Source organism: Methyloceanibacter sp. (genome assembly GCF_041573655.1).
Lineage (GTDB): Bacteria > Pseudomonadota > Alphaproteobacteria > Rhizobiales > Methyloligellaceae > Methyloceanibacter.
Window position 1 is genome coordinate 1 of the sequence record NZ_JBFFQD010000038.1, and the last position, 20574, is coordinate 20574.

The window sequence follows — 20574 nt, forward strand, 5'->3', positions numbered from 1 at the left end:
GAGACCTTCGGCGAGATCGACTCGCTCGGCTGCGGGCATATGCGCTTTCGCATCCAGCCCGACGTGACCATCGCCTTCGGCACTCGCGTCAAGGTTCCGGGCGAACGCATGATCGGCGAGGACGTCGAGCTGATCCTGACGCGGCAACCGGGCGTGGACAAACCGCCTTATCAGCGCCTCTTGGGCGACGCCATGGAAGGCATCAGCGACCTGTTCACGCGGGAGGACATCGTCGATGCGGAATGGCGCATCGTGAACGATGTGCTCGGCGACGTGACCCCGGTCTACCACTACGAGCCCGGTACTTGGGGGCCCAGCGAGGCCAAGCAGCTGATTGGCCGCGACGGTCCTTGGCTCGACCCCAAACCTGTGTAGACGGGGCCCGATGTCCGAGACGCGCGACCTTGTCTTTTTGTTCGACGTGGACAACACGTTGCTCGACAACGACCGCATGAAGCACGATCTCGGCGACTATGTGAGCCAGACCTTCGGCCCCGAAGCGCGGGACGAACTCTGGAAGCTATACGAAGAAGAGCGCATCAAGCACGGCTATGCGGATTTCCTCGGCACGCTGGAACGCTTCCGCTTGGCGCATCTGCACGATCCGCACATTTTGCAGCTGGCAAATTGGGTCTTGGACTATCCGTTTATCGAGCGCCTTTATCCGGACGCGCTCGCCGTGGTGCGCCACGTCCGCCAATGGGGCTTGCCGGTAATCCTTACCGACGGCGACGGCGTATTCCAGCCGCACAAGCTGGAGCGGGCCGGCCTTTTGGGGGCGTTCAGCGGCCATGTGCTCAACTATGTCCACAAGGAGCAGGAGCTGGACTCCGTTACCCGCGCCTATCCGGCCAAGCATTACGTGCTGATCGACGACAAGCTCAGCCTTTTGGATGCGGTGAAGAAAGCGTGGGGGACGCGCGTCACTACGGTCTTTCCGCGCCAGGGACACTATGCCAACGATGCGAAGGTCTTGGCGCGGTCACAACCAGCGGATATCGAGATCGAACGCATCGCCGATTTGATGGAACACGATTTTTCGGCGCTTCAGCCGGCCTGAGGAGGAGACGAACCCGTGAAACCCACGCAAGCCTTGCACGACCTGGGCCAGAGCCTATGGGTCGACAACATCACCCGCGACATGCTCGACAGCGGAACGCTGAAGAAATACATCGACGAGTTCTCCGCAACCGGGCTGACCTCCAACCCAACGATCTTCGACAACGCCATCTCCAAGAGCGATAGCTACGATCCGGAGATCGAACGCCTGAAGAAGGCTGGCTATTCCGGCGAAGCGCTGTTCTTCGAGCTGGCGTTGCAGGATCTGTCGGGAGCGGCGGATTTGTTCCTGCCGATCCATTGGACGACCGCCACTGTCGACGGGATGGTCTCGCTCGAAGTCTCCCCTCTCCTCGCCTATGACACCGAGGCCACCATCGCCGAGGCGAAGCGTCTCTTCGAACGGGCGCATAAGCCGAACCTGTTCATCAAGATCCCCGGCACCAAGGAAGGGCTGCCCGCCATCGAAGAGGCGATCTTCTCGGGGGTGAACGTCAACGTCACGCTGCTGTTCTCCTCCGAGCACTGCAAGGCGGCGGCGGACGCTTATATGCGGGGCCTGGAGCGCCGCGTGCGCGCAGGCCTCGACCCGGACGTGCGCTCCGTGGCCTCGATCTTCATCAGCCGCTGGGACAAGGCGGTCATGGATAAGGTCTCCGACGATTTGCGCGACAAGCTCGGCATCGCCGTCGCGCACGAGGCATACAGAGACTACCGCGCCGGCCTCCACACCGATCGCTGGCAGCGGCTGGAGTCGTTCGGGGCGCGACCGCAGCGCCTGCTGTTCGCGTCCACCAGCACCAAGGATCCGCGCGCGTCCGACACGCTCTATATCGGTGGGCTGGCCGCACCGAATACGGTCAACACCATGCCCGACAAGACGATGGAGGCCTTCGCCGATCACGGCAAACTGAACGGCGCGCTGTCGCCGGACGGCGGCAATTGCAAAGAGGTGTTCGCGGCCTATGAGAAGGTGGGCATTTCGGTGTCGGGACTGGCGGCGCAACTTCAAAAAGACGGCGCCGACTCCTTCGTGAAATCGTGGCAGAACCTGCTCCAATCCATCGAAACAAAATCCAAGGCGCTAGGCTAGGGAGGCTTGCCAATGTCCACGCAATTGACCGACACGCCAGCGTGGCAGGCGCTGTCCGCCCATCACGCCAAGATCAAGGATGCGCATCTGCGCGATCTGTTTGCCGGCGATGCGAAACGCGCAGGTAGGTTCACAGCCGAAGGCGCCGGGCTGACCCTCGATTACTCGAAGAACCGCATTACCGAAGAGACGATCAGTCTTCTGGCGAGCCTCGCCAAGGAGCGGAAGGTCGCCGAGCGGCGCGATGCCATGTTCCGTGGCGAGAAGATCAATGTCTCGGAGAACCGCGCCGTGCTGCACGTTGCTTTGCGCGCGCCCCGCGGCGAGGTAATCAAGGTGGACGGGCACGACGTGGTGCCGGACGTGCACACCGTGCTCGACCGCATGGCGGCGTTCGCCGATAAGATCCGTAGCGGCGAATGGAAAGGTCACACGGGAAAACGCATCAAGAACGTCATCAATATCGGTATTGGCGGCTCCTATCTCGGACCGGAGATGGCGTATCTGGCGCTCCGCCCCTATTCGGACCGCGACATGACCTTCCGCTTCGTCTCCAACGTAGACGGCGCCTGTTTCGACGAAGCAACGCGCGACCTCAATGCCGAAGAGACGCTGTTCATCGTTTCGTCGAAGACCTTCACCACGCTGGAGACCATGACCAACGCCGCCACGGCGCGGGCCTGGGCGGTGGAGAAGCTCGGCTCGGAGGACGTCGTCGCCAAGCACTTCGTCGCCAACTCCACCAATACGGAAGGCGTCGAGAAATTCGGCATCGACACCGCCAACATGTTCGAGTTCTGGGACTGGGTCGGCGGCCGCTATTCCATGGACTCCGCCATTGGCCTGTCGACCATGATTGCCATCGGGCCGGAGAACTTCCGCGACATGCTCGCGGGCTTCCACGAGATGGACGAGCACTTCAGGACGGCGCCGATCGAGAAGAACCTGCCCATGCTGATGGGCCTGCTCACTGTCTGGTACAACAATTTCTTCGGCGCGCAGACCCTCGGCGTCATGCCGTACTCCGAGCACATGGCGCGCTTCCCCGCCTATCTCCAGCAGCTGCAAATGGAGAGCAACGGCAAGCATGTCGATCTTGCCGCGGCGCATGTGAATTACCAGACCGGGCCGATCATCTGGGGCGAGCCTGGCACGGACGGCCAGCACTCGTTCTATCAGCTCATCCACCAGGGCACGAAGCTTATCCCGTGCGACTTCATTGGCTTTCTTGACCCGTTGAGCTCGCTTGCCCACCACCACGATCTGCTGATGGCGAATTTGTTCGCGCAGGCTGAAGCTTTGGCGTTCGGCAAGACGGCAGCGGAACTGACGGCGGAAGGATCGCCCGCGAAGCAGACGCCGTTCCGCGTCACCGAAGGCAACCGGCCGACCAACATGATCCTCGCCGAAAAGCTCGATCCCAAAACTTTGGGGCGATTGGTTGCGCTTTACGAGCACAGCGTGTTCACCCAAGGCGCCGTGTGGGACATCGACTCGTTCGATCAGTGGGGCGTGGAGCTCGGCAAGGTGCTCGCTGTACGCATCATCCCGGAGCTGGAAGCGAAGGCCGCGCCGAAGCTGTCACATGACAGTTCGACCAATGCCCTGATCGAGCGTTACCGCAAACACAAGTTCTCGTAGGCTAGACGCCGCGGCCACGCATGGCGGCCTCTCGAAGCGCCTTAATGTTCTCAACGTAAGACCCGCCGTCGAACACGCCAGAGCCGGAGACAAGTGCATTGGCGCCGGCCTCGACGACGAGAGGCGCGGTTTCCAGATGCACGCCGCCATCGACTTCGAGATGGATGGGACGTCCGCCGATCATCTTTCTGATGGCGCGGATTTTGTTGAGCTGCGCCGGGATGAAGGTCTGGCCGCCGAAGCCGGGGTTCACCGTCATCACCAGGACATGGTCCACCTTGTCGAGCACATATTCGATGGTGTTCTCAGGCGTCGAGGGCGTGAGGCTGACGCCGGCCCGCATACCGAAGCTACGGATGAGCTGTAACGAGCGGTCCAGGTGCGGCCCCGCTCCCACATGCACCGTGACCATGTCCGCACCGGCCTCGGCAAAATTCTCGATATACGGATCGCACGGCGCAATCATCAGATGTACGTCGAAGGGCTTTTTCGTGTGCGGCCGGATCGCCTTTACCACGTCCGCGCCGATGGTGATGTTGGGCACGAAGTGGCCGTCCATGACGTCGATATGGATCCAGTCGGCGCCTGCCTTGTCCACGGCACGCACTTCCTCGCCGAGCTTGGCGAAGTCGGCGGAGAGGATCGACGGCGCGATGATGATCTCGTGTGTCATGGCGCTCTCATACATGGCGCTCTCATATATGACCGCAGCCTAGCCCGACTCAGGGGCACCATCAGCACTTTACATTTCTCACCTTGCGGCACGCTTAACTTTCTGCCCCTATCGTGCCGGCGCAATTTGGTGAGGCGAGCGAGGCACCACGTATGACACCGGCTTTTGGGACGCTTCGAATCTGCGAGAACGCGGGCGATCTGGCGCAAAAAGGCGCCACCGATCTGTGCGACCGCGCAGCGGCCAATCCGGGGCGCACGATCATCGCGCTTTCCGGCGGCAATACGCCGAAGCCGCTCTACGCGCTTCTGGCCCAAGAGCCAATCCTCTCGCAGATGCCCTGGGACCGCGTCCATTTCATTCTGGGGGATGAGCGCTTCGTGCCGCCATCCGACCCCGCCAGCAATTACGGCATGGTGCGGGCGGCGTTTCTCGACCATGTGCCCATTCCGGCGGCGAACGTGCACCCGGTCGAGACCGATGGCGTCACGCTCGACGAAGCGGCGGCGCGCTATGAGGCCATGCTGAAAGGGCTTTACGGCGCCGACACGCTGGAACCAGGCCGGCCTCTGCTCGATCTGACCTTGCTCGGCCTTGGGCCGGACGGCCACACGGCCTCGCTGCTGCCGGGCGAGCCAGTCTTGAAGGTGCGCGACCGCTGGGTGGCCCCGGTGCCCAAGGGCCGCTCGGAGGAGCGCGTCACCCTCACCTATCCGGCGCTCGATTCCAGCAAGGTCGTTGCGTTTCTGGTTTCCGGCGAAGAAAAACGCGAGACCCTCGACAAGATCCTGTCGGGCGACACGGACTTCCCGGCCGCGCATATCCGCGCCGAAGGTGAGGTTATCTGGTTCGCCGACCGCGCGGCGGCGGGCCGCTGGGCGTAGGGACGTGACGCCGACCACCGAGAAGCGGCACCAAGATTGGGCGCCGCGCCGCGCGGACGTCGAGGCCATCGTCGGCGGCACCCATTGTGATCCGTTCTCGGTCCTTGGGCTACACGGCGGGCGCAATGACACCTCGTTGTGTGTGTTTCTTCCCGGCGCGACATCCGTCTTGGCCCTCGACCCGGACACCGGCGACGAGATCGCGCTTGAGAAACTGCATAAGGCGGGGTTCTTCGGGGCGTCTGTGCCCGCAGGCTTCTCGGAACGCTACCGCTTGCGCGTGACCCGTGACGGTCAGCCGCACGAGATCGAGGATCCATATCGCTTCGGCCCCGTTCTCGGCGAGGTTGACCTCCATCTTTTCGGCGAAGGTAGCCATTTGCGCCTCTACGAAAAGATGGGCGCGCACCTCATCGAACATGACGGCGTGGCGGGCGTCAGTTTTGCGGTGTGGGCGCCGAACGCGAAACGCGTCAGCGTGGTCGGATCCTTCAACGATTGGGACGGCCGCCATCACCCGATGCGGCGGCACGATGCCGGCGTCTGGGAACTCTTCATTCCGGCCTTGCAAGCCGGCACGCTCTATAAATATGAGCTGCTTGATGCCGAAAATATTGTTTTGCCGCTGAAGGCCGATCCTTACGGCTTCCAGCACGAGCACCCCCCTGCGACCGCCTCCATCGTGCATGGCCTGCCTGCGCGACCCGAAGGCGTCGAGCCGTGGCAAAGTGAGCGCGCCGCGCGGCACAACATCCATGCGCCGATCTCCATCTACGAAGTGCATCTTGGCTCGTGGATGCGGGGACACGGTGGAAGGTACTTGAGCTACGCCGAACTTGCCGACCGGCTCATTCCTTATATGCAGGACCTCGGCTTTACGCATGTGGAGCTGATGCCCGTCAGCGAGTTTCCCTTCGACGGCTCGTGGGGATATCAGCCCATCGGACTGTTCGCACCCACTTCGCGCTTTGGATCACCAGAAGACTTTGCAGGTTTCGTTGCCCGCTTTCATGCGGCGGGGATCGGCGTGCTGGTCGATTGGGTCTCAGCGCACTTCCCCACCGACGAACATGGACTTGGCCGTTTCGATGGCACCGCGCTTTACGAGCACGAGGACCCGCGGCTCGGCTTCCACAAAGACTGGAACACGCTCATCTACAATTACGGCCGGCGCGAGGTGCTGAACTTTCTCCTGGCCAACGCGCTGTTCTGGCTGGAGCGGTTCGGCATTGACGGCCTTCGTGTCGATGCCGTCGCGTCCATGCTCTATCTCGATTACAGCCGCGAGCCGGGCGAGTGGGTGCCGAACAAGTTCGGCGGCAATGAGAACCTGGAGGCGATCGCCTTCCTGAAGCGGCTGAACGAGCTGACATTCTCCGAATGTCCCGGCACCACGACGCTTGCCGAAGAGTCGACCGCGTGGCCCGGCGTCTCGGCACCGACCGATACTGGGGGGCTCGGGTTCGGCTTCAAATGGAACATGGGCTGGATGCACGACACGCTCGGCTACATGGAGAAGGAGCCGGTCCACCGCCAGCATCACCTCGATCAGCTCACCTTCGGCCTCACTTACGCCTTCACCGAGAACTTCGTGCTGCCTCTCTCGCATGACGAAATGGTGCACGGCAAAGGCTCGCTCATCGGCAAGATGCCCGGCGACCGCGTGCACAAGTTCGCGAACTTGCGCGCCTATTTCGGGTTCATGTGGGGCCATCCCGGCAAGAACTTGCTGTTCATGGGCGGCGAGTTCGCGCAAGAGGCGGAGTGGAACCACGACCGGAGCCTCGATTGGCACCTGCTCGAAGACGACATGCATCGCGGCGTGCAGGCGCTGGTGCGCGATCTCAACCGGCTTTACCGCGACACGCCCGCGCTGCATGTGCTCGACACCGACCCGAAAGGCTTCGAGTGGGTCGATGCCAGCGACAAGGAGGCATGCGTGATCTCCTTCCTGCGCTGGGGCCGCGATGGCGATGCGCCCGCGCTCATCGTCTGCAACTTCTCACCCGTACCGCGCGAGAATTATCGCATCGGCGTGCCGCAAGGCGGGCGTTGGATCGAGCGCCTCAATACCGAGTCAAGCAACTATGGCGGCTCCGGTGAGGGTAATGGCGGCGCCGTGGACGCAGAAGAGGTTTCCTGGCATGGGCGAGACCGCTCGCTCGCTCTGACCTTGCCGCCGCTTTCGACGCTAATCTTCGTGGCAGACGTTTAGGCGGCGACAGGCGGATAAAGCTCATCCAGCGGGATTGAGCGCCCGGAGTTCTGCACGATGCGGCAATGATAGCGCTTGAGCGCGCGCGGATGGGGCACACCGCATGAATGGGCAATCACACCAACATCGTAGCGAATACGCTCGACGAAATTCCTGACCCGCTCGGCTTTGTCTTCGGGATCTAGACCACGTTGAAGGCGCGGATCATGCGTCGTGATTCCGGTGGGGCACGTGTTCTTGTTGCACTTCAGCGCCTGGATGCAGCCGAGCGCGAACATGAAACCGCGCGCGGAAACCGCCACGTCGGCGCCCGCGCAATAGGCCCAGGCGACTTCCGCGGGCGTCACCAGCTTGCCCGACGCAATCAACTTCACGCGGTCCCTCAGCCCGTTGCGGGTGAGAATGTCGGCGACCATGGGCAACGCCTCCTTCACCGGCAGGCCGACATTGTCCATCAGCGGCATGGGAGCAGCGCCCGTGCCGCCGTCGCCTGAGTCGACCGTGATGAAGTCCGGCGCGGTCTCGATGCCGCGCGCCTGGATTTCCTTGCACAGATTGTCCAGCCAGCCATAGGCCCCGACCACAGCCTTGAAGCCGACCGGCTTGTTGGTCACCTTCCGGATGCGCTCGATCATGTCGAGAAGTTGCGCGACGTTGCGAATCTCGGGATGTCCGTTCGGCGAGATGGACGCCGTTTGAACGGGGATGCCGCGGATCTCGGCGATCTCCGGCGTGACCTTGACCGCCGGGAGGATGCCGCCCTTTCCGGGCTTCGCGCCCTGGCTCATCTTGAGCTCGAACATCTTCACTTCCGGCCGCTCCGCGATCGCACGCAGCTTCGCCTCGTCAAGCCCGCCGTCCGAGGTCCGCACGCCATACTTGGCCGTGCCGATCTGGTAGACGATGTCGCAACCGCCATCGAGATGATAGGGCGACAGCCCGCCCTCGCCGGTGTTGTACCAACAGCCCGCCAGATTGGCGCCGTTCGAGAGCGCGCGCACGGCAGGCTGCGAAATGGCGCCAAAGCTCATGCCCGAAATGTTGATGATGGACTCTGTTTCATAGGGGTTGTCGCAATACGGCCCGATAGTGATGGGCGGTGTCGGCACCGAGTCCTCGGTGAGCGTCGGGAACGGGCAGTTGATGAAGATGACCGTGCCGACGGGGGTCAGGTTCTTGGTGGAGCCGAAGGCGACCGTGTTGTCGCCGCCTTGGGCCGAGGTGTAGACCCACTCCCGCTCGGCGCGGTTGAACGGCATCTCCTCCCGGTCCATGGCGAAGAAATACTGGCGGAAAAACTCGCCCAGCTTTGAGAACACGTAGCGGAAGCGGCCTATGACCGGGTAGTTCCGCCGCACGGCATCCTTGGTCTGGGTGACGTCGACGATGAACACGATGGCGATAGCCAGCATCGCGAGCCCGATGACGAACACGAAGAGCGTGGAGAGGAAGCCCAGGCCTTCCATCGTCACGTGGGAGAGTGTGTCCAAGTCGGTCATGATCGAGCCCTCCTTCGAAACCGTGAAGCCGCTTTGGGCCACTGTGGCCGTTCTCGCGCGCGGGTCACCACAAAAGACATCACGTTCGCTTGACGAACAGGCGCCTCGACGCTTGCCAGGGCGCGGGCGAACGCGTAGCAGCGAGCTATGCAGGCGATCTTCGATCACGGGCCGCTAGCGCCCTGTCCGGCCCCGTTCAATCTAGCAGCCTATGTGCTGGCCCGCGCGGGCACGCTTGGGCTATCGCCCGCGCTCGCGGTGATCTCGCCCGACGGCGCCGAGACATGGAGCTATGCACGGCTTGAAGCGGCCGTGCTTGGGGCTGCGCGCGGGCTTCAAGCTGAGGGCTTGCAGGCGGGAGATCGCTTGCTGATGCGGCTTGGCAACAGTGTGGACTTTCCCATCTGCTATCTCGCCGCGCTGGCCGCCGACCTTGTGCCCGTCCCGACCTCCTCACTCCTGACCGCGCCCGAGGTCACGCAGATCGCCGAGGACGTTGCCCCCAGCCTGATCGTGGCCGAGGATGGGCTCGCGCTTCCCGCTGGCGCGCCCTGCCCGGTGCTGTCCGTGGAACGCCTACGCGCCATGTATGCGCTTGCCCCTGCGACCTATGTCATGGGCGACCCCGACCGTCCCGGCTACATCATCTATACGTCGGGGACTTCGGGACAGCCCCGCGCGGTGACCCATGCTCATAGGGCGATTTGGGCCCGCCAGATGATGTGGGACTACTGGTACGGGCTGACCGAGGCCGACCGCCTGCTGCATGCCGGCGCCTTCAACTGGACCTATACGCTCGGCACAGGGCTCTTGGATCCGTGGACGCGCGGCGCAACGGCGCTGATCCCCGCGGCGGGCGTCACGCCCGATGAACTTCCGCACCTCTTACAGCAACACAAGGCGACGATCTTTGCCGCCGCTCCGGGCGTCTACCGCCAGCTCTTGCGGACCCCGCCGCCTCCCCTTCCGGACTTGCGCCATGGGCTTTCGGCGGGCGAGAAGCTGCCGGACGCGACCCGTGCTGCCTGGGAAGCCGCGACGGCTACGCCGGTCTTCGAGGCCTTCGGCATGTCGGAATGCTCCACGTTCGTCTCCGGCTCACCGGCGCATCCCGCACCATTCGGCACGCTGGGCTATCCGCAAGAGGGTCGGCGCGTGGCCGTGCTGAACGAAGATGGTCCCGTTGGAATCGGAGAACCCGGCGTGCTCAGCATCGCATCGCGCGATCCGGGATTGATGCTCGGCTATTGGAACGCGCCGCAAGAGACCGCGCAGCGCTTCCAAGGCGAGTGGTTCCTCACCGGCGATCTGGTGAGCATGGGGACCGACGGCGCCCTCACCTATCTCGGCCGGGCCGACGACATGATGAATGCGGGCGGCATCCGCGTCTCGCCCCTCGAGGTCGAAGACGCGCTCAACGCGCATCCGGCGATCCTCGAAAGTGCAGCGACGGAAGTCACGGTCAAGGCCGACACCACGGTCATCGCCGCCTTCTACGTGGCGAACGACACTGTAACGCCAGACGAACTGGATGGCTTCGTCTCTGGCCGCCTTGCCCGCTACAAAGTCCCGCGCATTTATGGGCAGGTTGACGCGCTGCCGAAGGGCCCAAATGGTAAGCTGCTGCGGCGGCGCCTGCGCCAGCAACACGAAGACACTTTGCCGGGATCGCCGCACCAGAAATGACGGACCCCACACCAGAACCGCTTACCCTTCGCGATCTTGCCGCGGGCCCCGCGCGCAACGCCTCTGTCAGCTTCAAGCCTTTTTGGTGGGAGGCGGCCCCACGGCGGCAGACGCCTGGCCGCACGATCCCGGCCAGAACGGACGTCGCCATTGTCGGGTCCGGCTACACGGGACTGTCGGCCGCGCTGACGCTCCTCGCCAAAGGCCGCGATGTGGTCGTGCTCGACCGTGGCGTGCCGGGGCACGGCGCCAGCACGCGCAATGGCGGGCAGATCGGCAGCGGCAATCAGAAGTTCCCGGTCAAGCGCCTTGTCGCGTTGCACGGCGAGAAGAAGGCGGCAGAGCTCTTGCGCGAAGGCACGGCGATGCTCGACTACATCGCCCATCTTATCCAGGCCGAAAACATCGACTGCCACTTTCAGCGTTGCGGCCGGTTCCGGGGCGCCATGCGGCCCGAGCACTACGAGGCCATGGCGCGCGACATGGAGGATCTCAAACGCGTTGCCGGCGTGGAGAGCTTCATGGTGCCGCGCACGGAACAGCACAACGAAATCGGCACCGATGTTTTCTTCGGCGGCTCCGTCCTACCGAAGGATGCATCGCTGCACCCGGCACTGTTCCATTCGGGCCTAATGCAATGCGTGGAGGACCTTGGCGGTGTGATTGTCGGCAATGCAGGCGTCCACCACATCGCGCGCGCGAGAAGCGGCTTTCGCGTGGACACCGACGCAGGTCCGCTGCAAGCCCGCGACGTCTTGGTTGCGACCAACGGTTACACGGATCGGCTCTCACGAACGGTTCATCGCCGCATCGTCACTATCCGGTCCGGCTTGATCGCCACAGCACCCATTTCGCCCGAGACGATGGCGCGCCTGATGCCCAAGTCCCGCGTCTACGGCAACACCAACCGCGTCTTCTATTATTTTCGTGCCGCGCCCGACGAGAGCCGGCTTGTCTGGGGCGGGCGCGCAGGGAAAGCCGCAGGGCTATACGCGTACCGTCATCTCGCCAAAAATCTCTTGAGCGTATTCCCCCATCTTGGCGCGACGGACGTCACCCATGCCTGGGATGGGCAGATCGGCTATACCTACGACGAACTTCCGCATCTCGGTCGCATGGCGGACGGGGTTCACTACGCGGTCGGCTATTGCGGAACGGGCGTGTCGCGCGCCACCTATTTCGGGCACAAGATCGCGTTGCAGATGGTGGGCGACCCAGAAGGGCGAACGGCGTTTGACTCACTGACGTTTCCGGCTTTTCCCTTCCGCGCGATTGCGCAGGCCGCCGTGCCGATTGTCGAGGCCTGGTACCGCTTTCGCGATTCCACGAATCTCTAGCGGTGGCGACGAGAGAACATCCCGAAGCCGCGGGGTCCGTGGACCTTCCGCCTTGCCCGAAGAGAGCGCGCGGGGACGAGCGTCTGCTCGACGACCCGTTTTTTCCTGGGCTTGGCAACAACCTTCTCCGGCTTTGAGTTCGACTCCGGGGAATCGTTCGTCCGGACAATGAAGTCGTCGCCCTCGGGCAGCACCGACGAATGCTTGGCGACATTGGCAACGATGAACGTGGCGCCTGAGGTCAAGCTCCTGGAGATTTCCCCGCGCATGGAGTCCGGGATCGTGATTCGGTCGAGAACCTTGCTCGATTCGTCTCCTTCGAGACTGATGCCGACCCATTGCGGCTCCGATCCGTCGCTGGGACGCATATAGGTGAACAGATGCGTTCCCAGGTTCCGGCGTGGATCGCGAATGGTGACGGGGACACTGCCGATGCGGCTAAAGCCCTTGCGAAGAAACAGATAGGCGTCGGGGAGCGGCCCAAGCCCCGCGGCTTCGTAGATCTTCGCCGCGATGGCCTCGTTGAAGCGTCCCCTCTGGCGAAGGCCATGTTCCTTCTCGAAGGCCTTGATTGCCTTCTTGGTGCCGTCGCCCAAATAACCGACGAACTTGTCCTGGGGCGCGAGATAGCCCATCGAGGCGAGAATCTTCTGAACGCCAATGGCGATGTCCCTCTCCTCACGGCGCGTGACGAGAATATGCAAGGGAGCGTTCGCATCGGACGACGCCTTTGCAGTGTCGGCAGGAATTCCGGCGCCGGCGCGCGCGGCTTCCTTGGCACCGGCCGCAACGCTGCCCGCCGGCGGCGAAGCGACGGACGCGGAATTCGCCTCGAAGAGCGTCGGATGCTCAATCGGCGCGGGCGCAACCATCTTGCCCGTCATCATCGCGACTTTCCCGCCGATTTCGGTCATGCGGAAGAGCTTAGGCGCGAAGGCAGAAGGCATGCGCACGCAGCCATGGGACGCGGGGTAATTGGGCACGTGACCTGCGTGCAGCGCGGTCCCGGACCGGGTGAGCCGCTGCATGAAGGGCATCGGCGCGCCGGCATAGAGGTTCGAGTAATGCTCCTGCTTCTTCTGCAGGATGCCGAAGACGCCGGTCAGGGTGTCATACCCTCGCATTCCGCTTGAGACCCGCGTCGTCTCAACGCGCTCCGCACCGCGGTAGACGTCGAGCTTCTGATCCTTCAGCGAAATGATGAGGGTAAGCGGATCGGAGAGGATCGTTCCCTGGACCGCCTCGGCCTCGACCGTCTTCTCCGAAATGCGATCCTTCGGCAGACTCGCCACGAGGTTTTCGGCGTCCAGAACATCCGAAACCGTCGCTGCCTCTAGAGGAGGCACGATCCGCTCTGGCGCAAGCGAGGCTTCGACCACCGGCGGCGGACCTGCCAATGGCTGCGCAGGCAGCATTTGACGGGACGACCGCAGGAAGACCGTGCGGGACGGGCGCGCGACGGCACCAAGCTGCGGAATAACCTTGGACGTGTTCTGCTCAAGCCGGGCCAGACGCAGCGAAGGAGAAAGTTCATCCGAACGGTATGCGGGGGCCAGCTCTGTCACCGACATCGCCGAAAGGGACTCCGGCTTCCGTTCTATCGTCTCAGATGCGGCCTGCGATGATGGAAAAACCGGGGTAATCAGAAAAGCCACCCAAAGAACGCGTATTTTCATCATGCTTCCCCAACGAACCAGTTCCGAGACACGCCATAATTCGGCAAGACCCGTTACGACAAGGTGACGATCTGGTGGCTTTTCGTCCTCACTACTTCGCAAACTCAACATCTACCCGGCTGGAGAGATCCAGCTGGCGTAAGCAATCCTTCTTCGGCTTCGGCCTGCCCTTGCACTCAAGAACGCCGTTGACCAGGAAGCTCCCGATCTCATCGCATGAGGTCTCGTTCAATTCGAAGAGTTTCACCGTGCGCTTTTCGGCTTCGAGGGGCGCGATGTCCATGGCGAACCGGCGTTCGACCACCCCGTCGGGCCCGAACACCACCAGGTCGACCTTCAATTCCTCGTAGTCGGTGCGGCTCTTGTTGTCGAAAACGAAGTAGGCTTGGCAGGTGCTTCCTTCAGCCTCAAGCTTGTTGAGCTCAATCTCGACGGCACCTTTGCTGGGATTGGCAGACGCATCGAGCCCGTGGAGCGAAATCATCGCGACTGCCAAGCTCAAACACGTCGCTAAGCGCCCGCCGCGTGGTCGTCCAAACACTCGCATATATGCCCCCCTGCAAACCGCCAGCATCGACATGCCAAGCATCGGTAGTAGTACTATCCTAGGTGGCTTTCGGTTCCTTGTCATGAGGTGTCGTGTCATTGCAAAGTGCCAGCGCGTGGCGCTTGCTGTGCCGCCTCAAGGCGATCATACGTGGTGGACCGAAGCTGCCTTCGCGCATACAATCAAATGACTCATTTCGCGCTTGCAATCGAATGACTCATAACGACTCTAAATTGAGAGGCGATCCCCAGCCGAAAGCGTGACGTCTTGACGTTACCGGGGACAAAGGGAGTAGACGCGACATGGAAGGCGAAACCGTAACTTGGTGGGGCATTCTCGGCGCCGTCGTCATAGGGATCGTGATCGCGCTCCTCATCGCCAAGGCGCTGAACGCCCGGAACAAGCGCTAACGGGCGCGCAGAGGGCCCTGTTCAAGCAGGCCAATAAGCGATACAGGTCCAGCCGCAGCCCCCGCGATAGCAGGACGATTCTCTAAAGGACGGCGTTGATGACGGCTGGTTTTGGACTGGAGAAACTAGGGCTCATTTCACTGCGTCACCCGTGGATCTGCCTTCTCCTGGTTGCCCTCATAACCCCGATCATGGCTTACGGGGCAAGCCAGCTCCGCTACTCCAGCGACGTCCGCGAGATCTTCAGGTCGGACGATCCCGCCTTCCAGCAGCTGGACCTGCTCGACGAACGATTTCCCTATAGCCAGCCCGATTTGCAGATCATCGTGGACTCGGACACTCCCTTCGACCTGGACGATTTAACCGCCCTGCGGACACTTGTCGAGAAAGTTGAGAAGACCAACGGCGTCACAGGCGTGCTCTCGTTCTTTTCCGCCGTTAGGGCACCGGAGGGAGACGAGGAACCCACACCAATCATTCCGGAGGACCTTTCACAGTTCGCGGACTCGCAGGCGCTGCGCGACGAGGTAATGCATCACCCGATCGTAGAGGAAAAGTTTTTGTCCAAAGACTGGCGGTTCGCGCTTCTGGGTGTCTCGCTTCACAGTGAGGGACAAGAGGCGGAACGCCAGTTGGTCGACACGATCAGAACAACCGTGAACAGCACCTTGGCGGATACCGGCCTTACGGGACGTCTGACGGGCGTTGCGGTCATCCGGGATCGGATTGTCTCTGCCCTGGCTCGGGACCAACGCACATTCGGCTTGGTGGCGCTCGTCGTGGGCTTGGGGCTGTGCTGGCTTTTCCTTCGCAGAGTCTCTTTCATGATCGTTGCAGCGATCCCCGCCGCCATCGCCATTACCTGGCTTCGTGGCGGCATGTGGCTGTTCGGCCAGGACATCAATCTTCTGACGGGTATCGCGCCCACCATCATCCTCGTCATCGTCCTGTCTGACTGTCTCCATCTTCTCTTCGCCATTCGCCGTGCCGTGATCGAAGGCGAAACACTGGAGGCGGCGATCGAAAGGGCCGTGAATCGGGTCGGACCGGCCTGCGTGCTGACATCGCTCACCACCGCTTTGGCGATGGCGTCCCTGATTTGGATGCCGCATTCGTTCATTGCCCATTTCGGGATCACGACGGCGGCTGCGACGGCATTGGCTCTTGTCGTGACGCTTATGCTGGTTCCCGCACTCTCCGCGATTCTGTTGCGCGGCTTCGCCAAGGAGCAGCACGAAAAGCAGGAGACCGACCCCGTCCGCAAGGGTATCAACTCACTTTGCAGCGTGGCGGCGAGCGCCGTTGCCGCCGCGCCCCGCGCGATTGCACTGATCGGGCTGGTTCTTGTTGCGGCGGGGTTCTGGGTCCACACAAGGAACGAACCGCAATACAGCTATATGAGCAATTTGCCTCCGGACAGCGAAGCACTCGCGGCGATCCAACGCGTCCACGACAAGCTTGCCGGCGCGAACATTCTCGAGGTGCTGCTGAACTGGCCGCCGAAGCACGCTCTGAATTCGTTTAGAACGCTGGAAGTCATCCGCGAAGTGCACGATATCTTGGAGAGCGAGCCCGAGTTCGGGGCGATCACCTCGCCGCACACAGTCGAGGAGTGGCTGGGCGGAGGAGACGAGGGCGAGGACCGGCTAGCCGCCATTTTGGATTCGGAGACAGGCAATTCTTTCGCCTCGAGCTTCGTCGCGATAGACGAGAAGTCGATTCGAATTTCGGCTCGGTTTCAGGATCTGAAATCGGCGGAGCTTGAGCCCATTCTCGATAGGCTGAAGAACCGCTTTGCAGACATCGAACGTGCCAATCCGGGTTTGGAGATTGCCGTAACCGGCATCGTTCCCGTTTCGTCGCGCGCGAGCCACACGATGATCAAACAGCTAAACCGAAGTTTGATCATCGCCATCGGCACAATCCTCATCCTTATCGGCATTGGTATGCGATCGGTACGTGCCGGGCTCGCCAGCGTCCTGCCCAATCTGTTTCCGATTGCGATGGGCGGCGCCTATCTGTACTTCGTCGAGGGAGGACTGGAGTTCACCAGTCTCGTCGCCTTCTCAGTCGGATTTGGAATCGCCGTCGACAGCACGATCCACTTCTTGAACCGCTATCGCTTGGAGCGATCGGACGGTCGGCCCGTGAACGATGCGTTGCAACGATCGATCATGATGGTCGGACCGGTGGTCATCATGAGCACCGTCTTGATTGCCAGTGGAATCGGTACGACCCTGTTGAGCTCCCTGCCCATGGTGCAGCTCTACGGCACGATCGTCGTGATCGTGCTCCTCTCCGCCATCATCGGGACGTTGCTTTTCCTGCCTGCCGTCATGTCCACGATGGAGCGCTATTGGCCCGCCCGGTGGAAGCAGAAGTCCGAAACGCAATCTGCTTAATTCAGCGGGTCCATATAACTGCCGCGTCGCTCCGATCACGGCTCGTTCGGGAGCATCGGCTTGATGACGCTCCACTCGCAGTCGCTCGATTCGTATCGCATGATTCGAAGCTCCCTTTTGGAGCTTGAATCACGACTGAGACGTGATCAGCAACATTTGCTTGGATTTCCGCTTTCGGGGCCAAAGCAGACATAGACTGTTGCTTGAAGAGAGTCCGCTTCTGATCCAAAGCGGACTTGCAAGTGGTCGTTGGCTTCAAACGCTGGCTTTCCACGATCGCAGGGATATATAATGTTTCAGCAGTTTGCCCTGCGTAATCCAGACGCCAAACTTGAGCGGGTGTCATGTGCCGAAGGTCGATGCGATTTTCGAGTTTGACGCGGCTGCGGCCATCGAAGCCGCGGCGGAGAGTATATTGATAACCACCGCCGAGCTCGACGCGCCCGGTCCTTCAATCGTTTACGTAAATCCCGCATTCGAGAGGATCACAGGGTGGTCCAGAGCGGAGGTCGTCGGTCAATCGCCCAGAATATTGCAGGGCCCCAAGACCGACCATCGAATCTTCGCTGACTTTGAAGAAACGCTTCACTCAGGAAAAATTTGGGAGGGGAAAACCATAAATTACAGGAAGGATGGTTCGGAGTTCTGGATGGAGTGGTCGATCGTGCCTCTGAGGACAGAGGAAGGCCTGATCTATCAATATGTCGCAATTCAACGAGATGTTTCAGCCCGGGTAGCAGCCCAACTTCGCCTTGAAGAAGCTGAGGCCGCTCAGCGCGTTGCTGATCGAGCTCGCGCGAATCTCGCCCGTTATTTTTCACCAACGCTGGTCGAGACATTGGCCGCGAAGGATCAACCGTTTGGCCCCGTCAGGCGTCAAAATCTCGCAGTGCTTTTTGCGGATATTGTCGGGTTTACAAAGCTTTCAGAATCCATTGAGCCGGAGCAAGTGATTGAAGTCTTGCGCGAGCTTCACAGTTGGATGGCGAAGGTCATCTTCGAGTGGGGTGGCTCGATCGAAGGCTATATCGGCGATTCGGTCCTGGCGATCTTTGGGTTCCCCGAATCTGGAAGCCAGGATGGGACCAACGCGCTGTCCTGCGCTTATGATTTGCTTGCAGCTACTCAAGATTGGAACCGGGAGCGGAGTGAGAAAGGTTTGTCGCCCATCGGCGTTGGGCTAGGTCTGCACTATGGTCCGGTTGTTCTCGGCGACGTAGGAACCGGGGACTATCTTGAATTCACAGTAATAGGCGACACCGTAAACACGGCTAGTCGCCTGGAACAGGCAACTCGAAACCTCGATTGCGACCTAGTCGTCGGCCAAGCGCTCGTCGATGCGGTCAAGGTTGAAAATGACGGCGAATTAGCGGCCAATTTATTGAATCGCCTGCAGCACCACGGCGATTTCGCAATCCGCGGGCGCTCCAAAGCGGTTGATATTTGGACCTTGACCATGAGGACTACGGCACTCTGAGCCTGACGCGCATTGCAACTTTTGCCTCCCATGGCTCTAGAAAGTTTCGGGGCGTCCCGGCACTGGTACGCATGTATCCGCATTCCGCGCGCCAAATACGGCAGTTTCCTGGGAAGAAGCAGCAATTGGTTTGGGCACCGCTGGCAAGTGCCTGAATGGCATCATGATTGCCGAAACATCATCGCGATATCACAGGCGCGGCACGAAAACGCGTACGCGCCTGGCCTGCTATGTGAGCCCAGTCACTTGGGCATGCCCCGGATACAAGAGAGGGAGATATATAAGTGCCGGGACCGGTGGCTGGGGCGCCAGTCCCAGGCGAAACGGTCTCTGCTTTTCGTTTCCCTATTTTGTGGGAAAATACAGGGAATTTCTGCGCTTCTTGCACCGCCCTGCCCAAGTGAAGCGCCACAAAGTGATCCGGCGCCCGCTGTTGACCGTAATTCACCATATGGTTTGTCAGGCAGCGGGGTCCCGATGCTGAAATCTATTTTTTTGGGCCTTCTTCCAGTCGTCTGCGCAGTGACGCCGGTCGCCGCGCAGTCGCTCGAGCGGGCGGAAGCCGCCTATTTCCGCGGAGATTATGCCGACGCAATGGAGATGATGCTGCCGCTCGCCGAAGAGGGCGACCGGCACGCGCAATACCTCATCGGGTTTATGCATGAACGCGGACAAGGCGTGCCGAAAGACCCCGCAAAGGGCGCCGAGTGGTACGGCCGCGCCGCCGAGCGCGGCAACCCCTTTGCGCAGAACAATCTCGGCGTTCTCTACAAGCACGGGCGCGGTGTCTCACAGGACTACGTAATGGCCTATAAATGGTTCGACTTAGCCGCATCGGGCTACCTGCCAGCCGAGTTGGGGCATCGCGAACGCGCCGTTCTCAATCAGCAGGACATTGTCGCGAAGATGACGCCGGAGCAAGTCAGCGAGGCGCAGAAGCTCGCCGAAGAGTTTCGCGAGGCGAATGCAGGCTTCGCGGATCGCCCTCCCCGCGTGCGCTGAACAAGCACGATCCTGTTCGGCTTCAATTCCGGGCAGCTCAATGTCTCGTCAGAAGGGCCGTGTTCGTCGTTGTCACTTGCCACTAAACGCGTGCTAACCGAACTAAGGGTGGTTTCGGTGTTGCAAGACAATGCCTCAAATACCCGAAAACTCCACCTATGAACGCAAGTGTGTTTCTTGTCTCCCTTTGGATCAGCCTCGCTCGAGCGTGAACCAGGAAGCCAAGGCATCAGATAATCGGTTCTCGCCGAAGCAGTATCGTTTCGCAAAAGCCGACTAGACACAGGCCCCTGCTGATGCAATTCGCATATCTGGCGTGGGGGATCTCAAGATGTCCGCTCTATTGCATTAACGGGCATCACGTTCGCCGCGACCTCGTTTGTCGAGGTGTCGATACCTGATGTTGCATCCTTCAGCTCCTGGCACTCCTCCCCACTGACGTATGGCCTGCTAAGTGCCAGGAACAGCCATTGATGCCCGAGTTAAATCAAGCCTTCGACGGACCTAAACTGAACACGGATATTTTTCCTTTGCCTTTGACCTCGAGTTCGCCAAGCGGCTCGCCGTAGAACTCGGAGCTGACCTGGTTCCAAATCTCCTCCGCCACGACAACGCTTCCCGGCGCGACCAAGCCCATCATGCGCGCCGCCATGTTGACGGTGTCGCCCCAGATGTCGAACTGATAGCGCTCCTGTCCCACGACGCCGGCGACCACCGGCCCCGCATGAACACCGACGCGCACTTCCCACCCGAGATGTGCGTCAATCAATGTCGATGCCATTTCCAACCCGCACCGCACCGCTGCTCCCACGGGATCGTCCACTTTGTGCAAGAGACCTGCAGCCGCCATGAACCCATCGCCGATCGTCTTGATCTTCTCAAGACCGTGCTTCGCTGCGACCCGCTCGAAGATGACGAACAACGCATCGAGCCGCGAGATCACCTCTTCGGGCTCATGCTTGTCGCAATAGGC

At 61.3% G+C, this 20574-nt stretch carries 15 protein-coding genes and 1 pseudogene; 11 read left to right on the forward strand and 5 right to left on the reverse strand.

All coding sequences use genetic code 11. The annotated features are described in order from the left end of the window. The 4 genes and pseudogenes from ABY454_RS09245 to pgi form a co-directional block, all read left to right on the forward strand. Nucleotides 1-375, forward strand: a pseudogene (locus ABY454_RS09245) (glucose-6-phosphate dehydrogenase); the annotation flags it as partial. 10 nt (nt 376-385) lie between these two features. Continuing rightward, a complete protein-coding gene (locus ABY454_RS09250) occupies nt 386-1060 on the forward strand; it encodes an HAD family hydrolase (protein ID WP_372930074.1) in 675 nt (224 codons plus the stop codon). Nucleotides 1061-1075: 15 nt separating this feature from the next. Then, on the forward strand, nt 1076-2152 hold the full coding sequence (tal, locus tag ABY454_RS09255; protein ID WP_372930076.1) for a transaldolase: 1077 nt from the start codon (nt 1076-1078) through the stop codon (nt 2150-2152). Between the two features lie 12 nt (nt 2153-2164). Next, entirely contained in the window at nt 2165-3793 is a 1629-nt protein-coding gene (gene pgi / locus ABY454_RS09260; RefSeq protein ID WP_372930078.1) for a glucose-6-phosphate isomerase, read from the forward strand. 1 nt (nt 3794) lies between these two features. On the opposite strand, the gene rpe is transcribed toward pgi, so the two are convergent. Further along, complete coding sequence (gene rpe / locus ABY454_RS09265; RefSeq protein ID WP_372930100.1) at nt 3795-4466, reverse strand: ribulose-phosphate 3-epimerase; 672 nt, start codon at nt 4464-4466, stop codon at nt 3795-3797. A gap of 152 nt (nt 4467-4618) precedes the next feature. Here rpe and pgl point away from each other — a divergent pair, with 152 nt between their 5' ends. After that, on the forward strand, nt 4619-5350 hold the full coding sequence (pgl, locus tag ABY454_RS09270; protein ID WP_372930080.1) for a 6-phosphogluconolactonase: 732 nt from the start codon (nt 4619-4621) through the stop codon (nt 5348-5350). 4 nt (nt 5351-5354) lie between these two features. Beyond that, nucleotides 5355-7565 carry a 1,4-alpha-glucan branching protein GlgB gene (gene glgB, locus ABY454_RS09275; RefSeq protein WP_372930082.1) on the forward strand — a complete coding sequence of 737 codons (2211 nt, stop codon included), beginning with the start codon at nt 5355-5357 and terminating at the stop codon, nt 7563-7565. Here glgB and ABY454_RS09280 read toward each other — a convergent pair. Next, a complete protein-coding gene (locus tag ABY454_RS09280; RefSeq protein WP_372930084.1) occupies nt 7562-9064 on the reverse strand; it encodes an FMN-binding glutamate synthase family protein in 1503 nt (500 codons plus the stop codon). The genes glgB and ABY454_RS09280 overlap by 4 nt on opposite strands. A 147-nt stretch (nt 9065-9211) precedes the next feature. On the opposite strand from ABY454_RS09280, the gene ABY454_RS09285 reads away from it, so the two are divergent. Then, a complete protein-coding gene (locus tag ABY454_RS09285; RefSeq protein WP_372930086.1) occupies nt 9212-10750 on the forward strand; it encodes an AMP-binding protein in 1539 nt (512 codons plus the stop codon). Then, nucleotides 10747-12087: an NAD(P)/FAD-dependent oxidoreductase gene (locus ABY454_RS09290; protein ID WP_372930088.1), complete on the forward strand. Its 1341-nt coding sequence runs from the start codon at nt 10747-10749 to the stop codon at nt 12085-12087. Before ABY454_RS09285 ends, ABY454_RS09290 begins: the two co-directional genes overlap by 4 nt. Here the strand turns inward: ABY454_RS09290 and ABY454_RS09295 are convergent. Both ABY454_RS09295 and ABY454_RS09300 read right to left on the reverse strand, forming a co-directional pair. After that, complete coding sequence (locus ABY454_RS09295) at nt 12084-13658, reverse strand: L,D-transpeptidase family protein (protein ID WP_372930090.1); 1575 nt, start codon at nt 13656-13658, stop codon at nt 12084-12086. The genes ABY454_RS09290 and ABY454_RS09295 overlap by 4 nt on opposite strands. Before the next feature lie 196 nt (nt 13659-13854). Next, nucleotides 13855-14247, reverse strand: coding sequence for a hypothetical protein (locus tag ABY454_RS09300; protein WP_372930091.1), 393 nt, complete (start codon nt 14245-14247; stop codon nt 13855-13857). 571 nt (nt 14248-14818) lie between these two features. On the opposite strand from ABY454_RS09300, the gene ABY454_RS09305 reads away from it, so the two are divergent. From ABY454_RS09305 to ABY454_RS09315, 3 genes are all read left to right on the forward strand, one after another. Continuing rightward, the gene (locus ABY454_RS09305; RefSeq protein ID WP_372930092.1) at nt 14819-17122 is read left to right on the forward strand and encodes an RND family transporter; all 2304 of its coding nucleotides are present in this window, start codon (nt 14819-14821) and stop codon (nt 17120-17122) included. A gap of 346 nt (nt 17123-17468) precedes the next feature. Further along, nucleotides 17469-18599, forward strand: a complete 1131-nt coding sequence (locus ABY454_RS09310; protein ID WP_372930094.1) for an adenylate/guanylate cyclase domain-containing protein — start codon at nt 17469-17471, stop codon at nt 18597-18599. A gap of 477 nt (nt 18600-19076) precedes the next feature. Continuing rightward, a complete protein-coding gene (locus ABY454_RS09315) occupies nt 19077-19601 on the forward strand; it encodes a tetratricopeptide repeat protein (protein ID WP_372930096.1) in 525 nt (174 codons plus the stop codon). A gap of 487 nt (nt 19602-20088) precedes the next feature. On the opposite strand, the gene ABY454_RS09320 is transcribed toward ABY454_RS09315, so the two are convergent. Then, on the reverse strand, nt 20089-20574 hold a 486-nt coding region (locus ABY454_RS09320; RefSeq protein ID WP_372930098.1), incomplete at its 5' end, for an adenylate/guanylate cyclase domain-containing protein.

Excerpts from the sequence above, each read along its gene's own strand:
- ABY454_RS09285 (WP_372930086.1), top strand. The coding sequence starts at position 9,212 with ATGCAGGCGATCTTCGATCACGGGCCGCTAGCGCCCTGTCCGGCCCCG.
- pgl (WP_372930080.1), top strand. The coding sequence starts at position 4,619 with ATGACACCGGCTTTTGGGACGCTTCGAATCTGCGAGAACGCGGGCGAT.
- ABY454_RS09295 (WP_372930090.1), bottom strand. The coding sequence starts at position 13,658 with ATGTCGGTGACAGAGCTGGCCCCCGCATACCGTTCGGATGAACTTTCT.
- ABY454_RS09250 (WP_372930074.1), top strand. The coding sequence starts at position 386 with ATGTCCGAGACGCGCGACCTTGTCTTTTTGTTCGACGTGGACAACACG.
- ABY454_RS09290 (WP_372930088.1), top strand. The coding sequence starts at position 10,747 with ATGACGGACCCCACACCAGAACCGCTTACCCTTCGCGATCTTGCCGCG.
- ABY454_RS09315 (WP_372930096.1), top strand. The coding sequence starts at position 19,077 with ATGCTGAAATCTATTTTTTTGGGCCTTCTTCCAGTCGTCTGCGCAGTG.
- ABY454_RS09305 (WP_372930092.1), top strand. The coding sequence starts at position 14,819 with ATGACGGCTGGTTTTGGACTGGAGAAACTAGGGCTCATTTCACTGCGT.
- ABY454_RS09280 (WP_372930084.1), bottom strand. The coding sequence starts at position 9,064 with ATGACCGACTTGGACACACTCTCCCACGTGACGATGGAAGGCCTGGGC.
- rpe (WP_372930100.1), bottom strand. The coding sequence starts at position 4,466 with ATGACACACGAGATCATCATCGCGCCGTCGATCCTCTCCGCCGACTTC.
- pgi (WP_372930078.1), top strand. The coding sequence starts at position 2,165 with ATGTCCACGCAATTGACCGACACGCCAGCGTGGCAGGCGCTGTCCGCC.
- ABY454_RS09300 (WP_372930091.1), bottom strand. The coding sequence starts at position 14,247 with ATGATTTCGCTCCACGGGCTCGATGCGTCTGCCAATCCCAGCAAAGGT.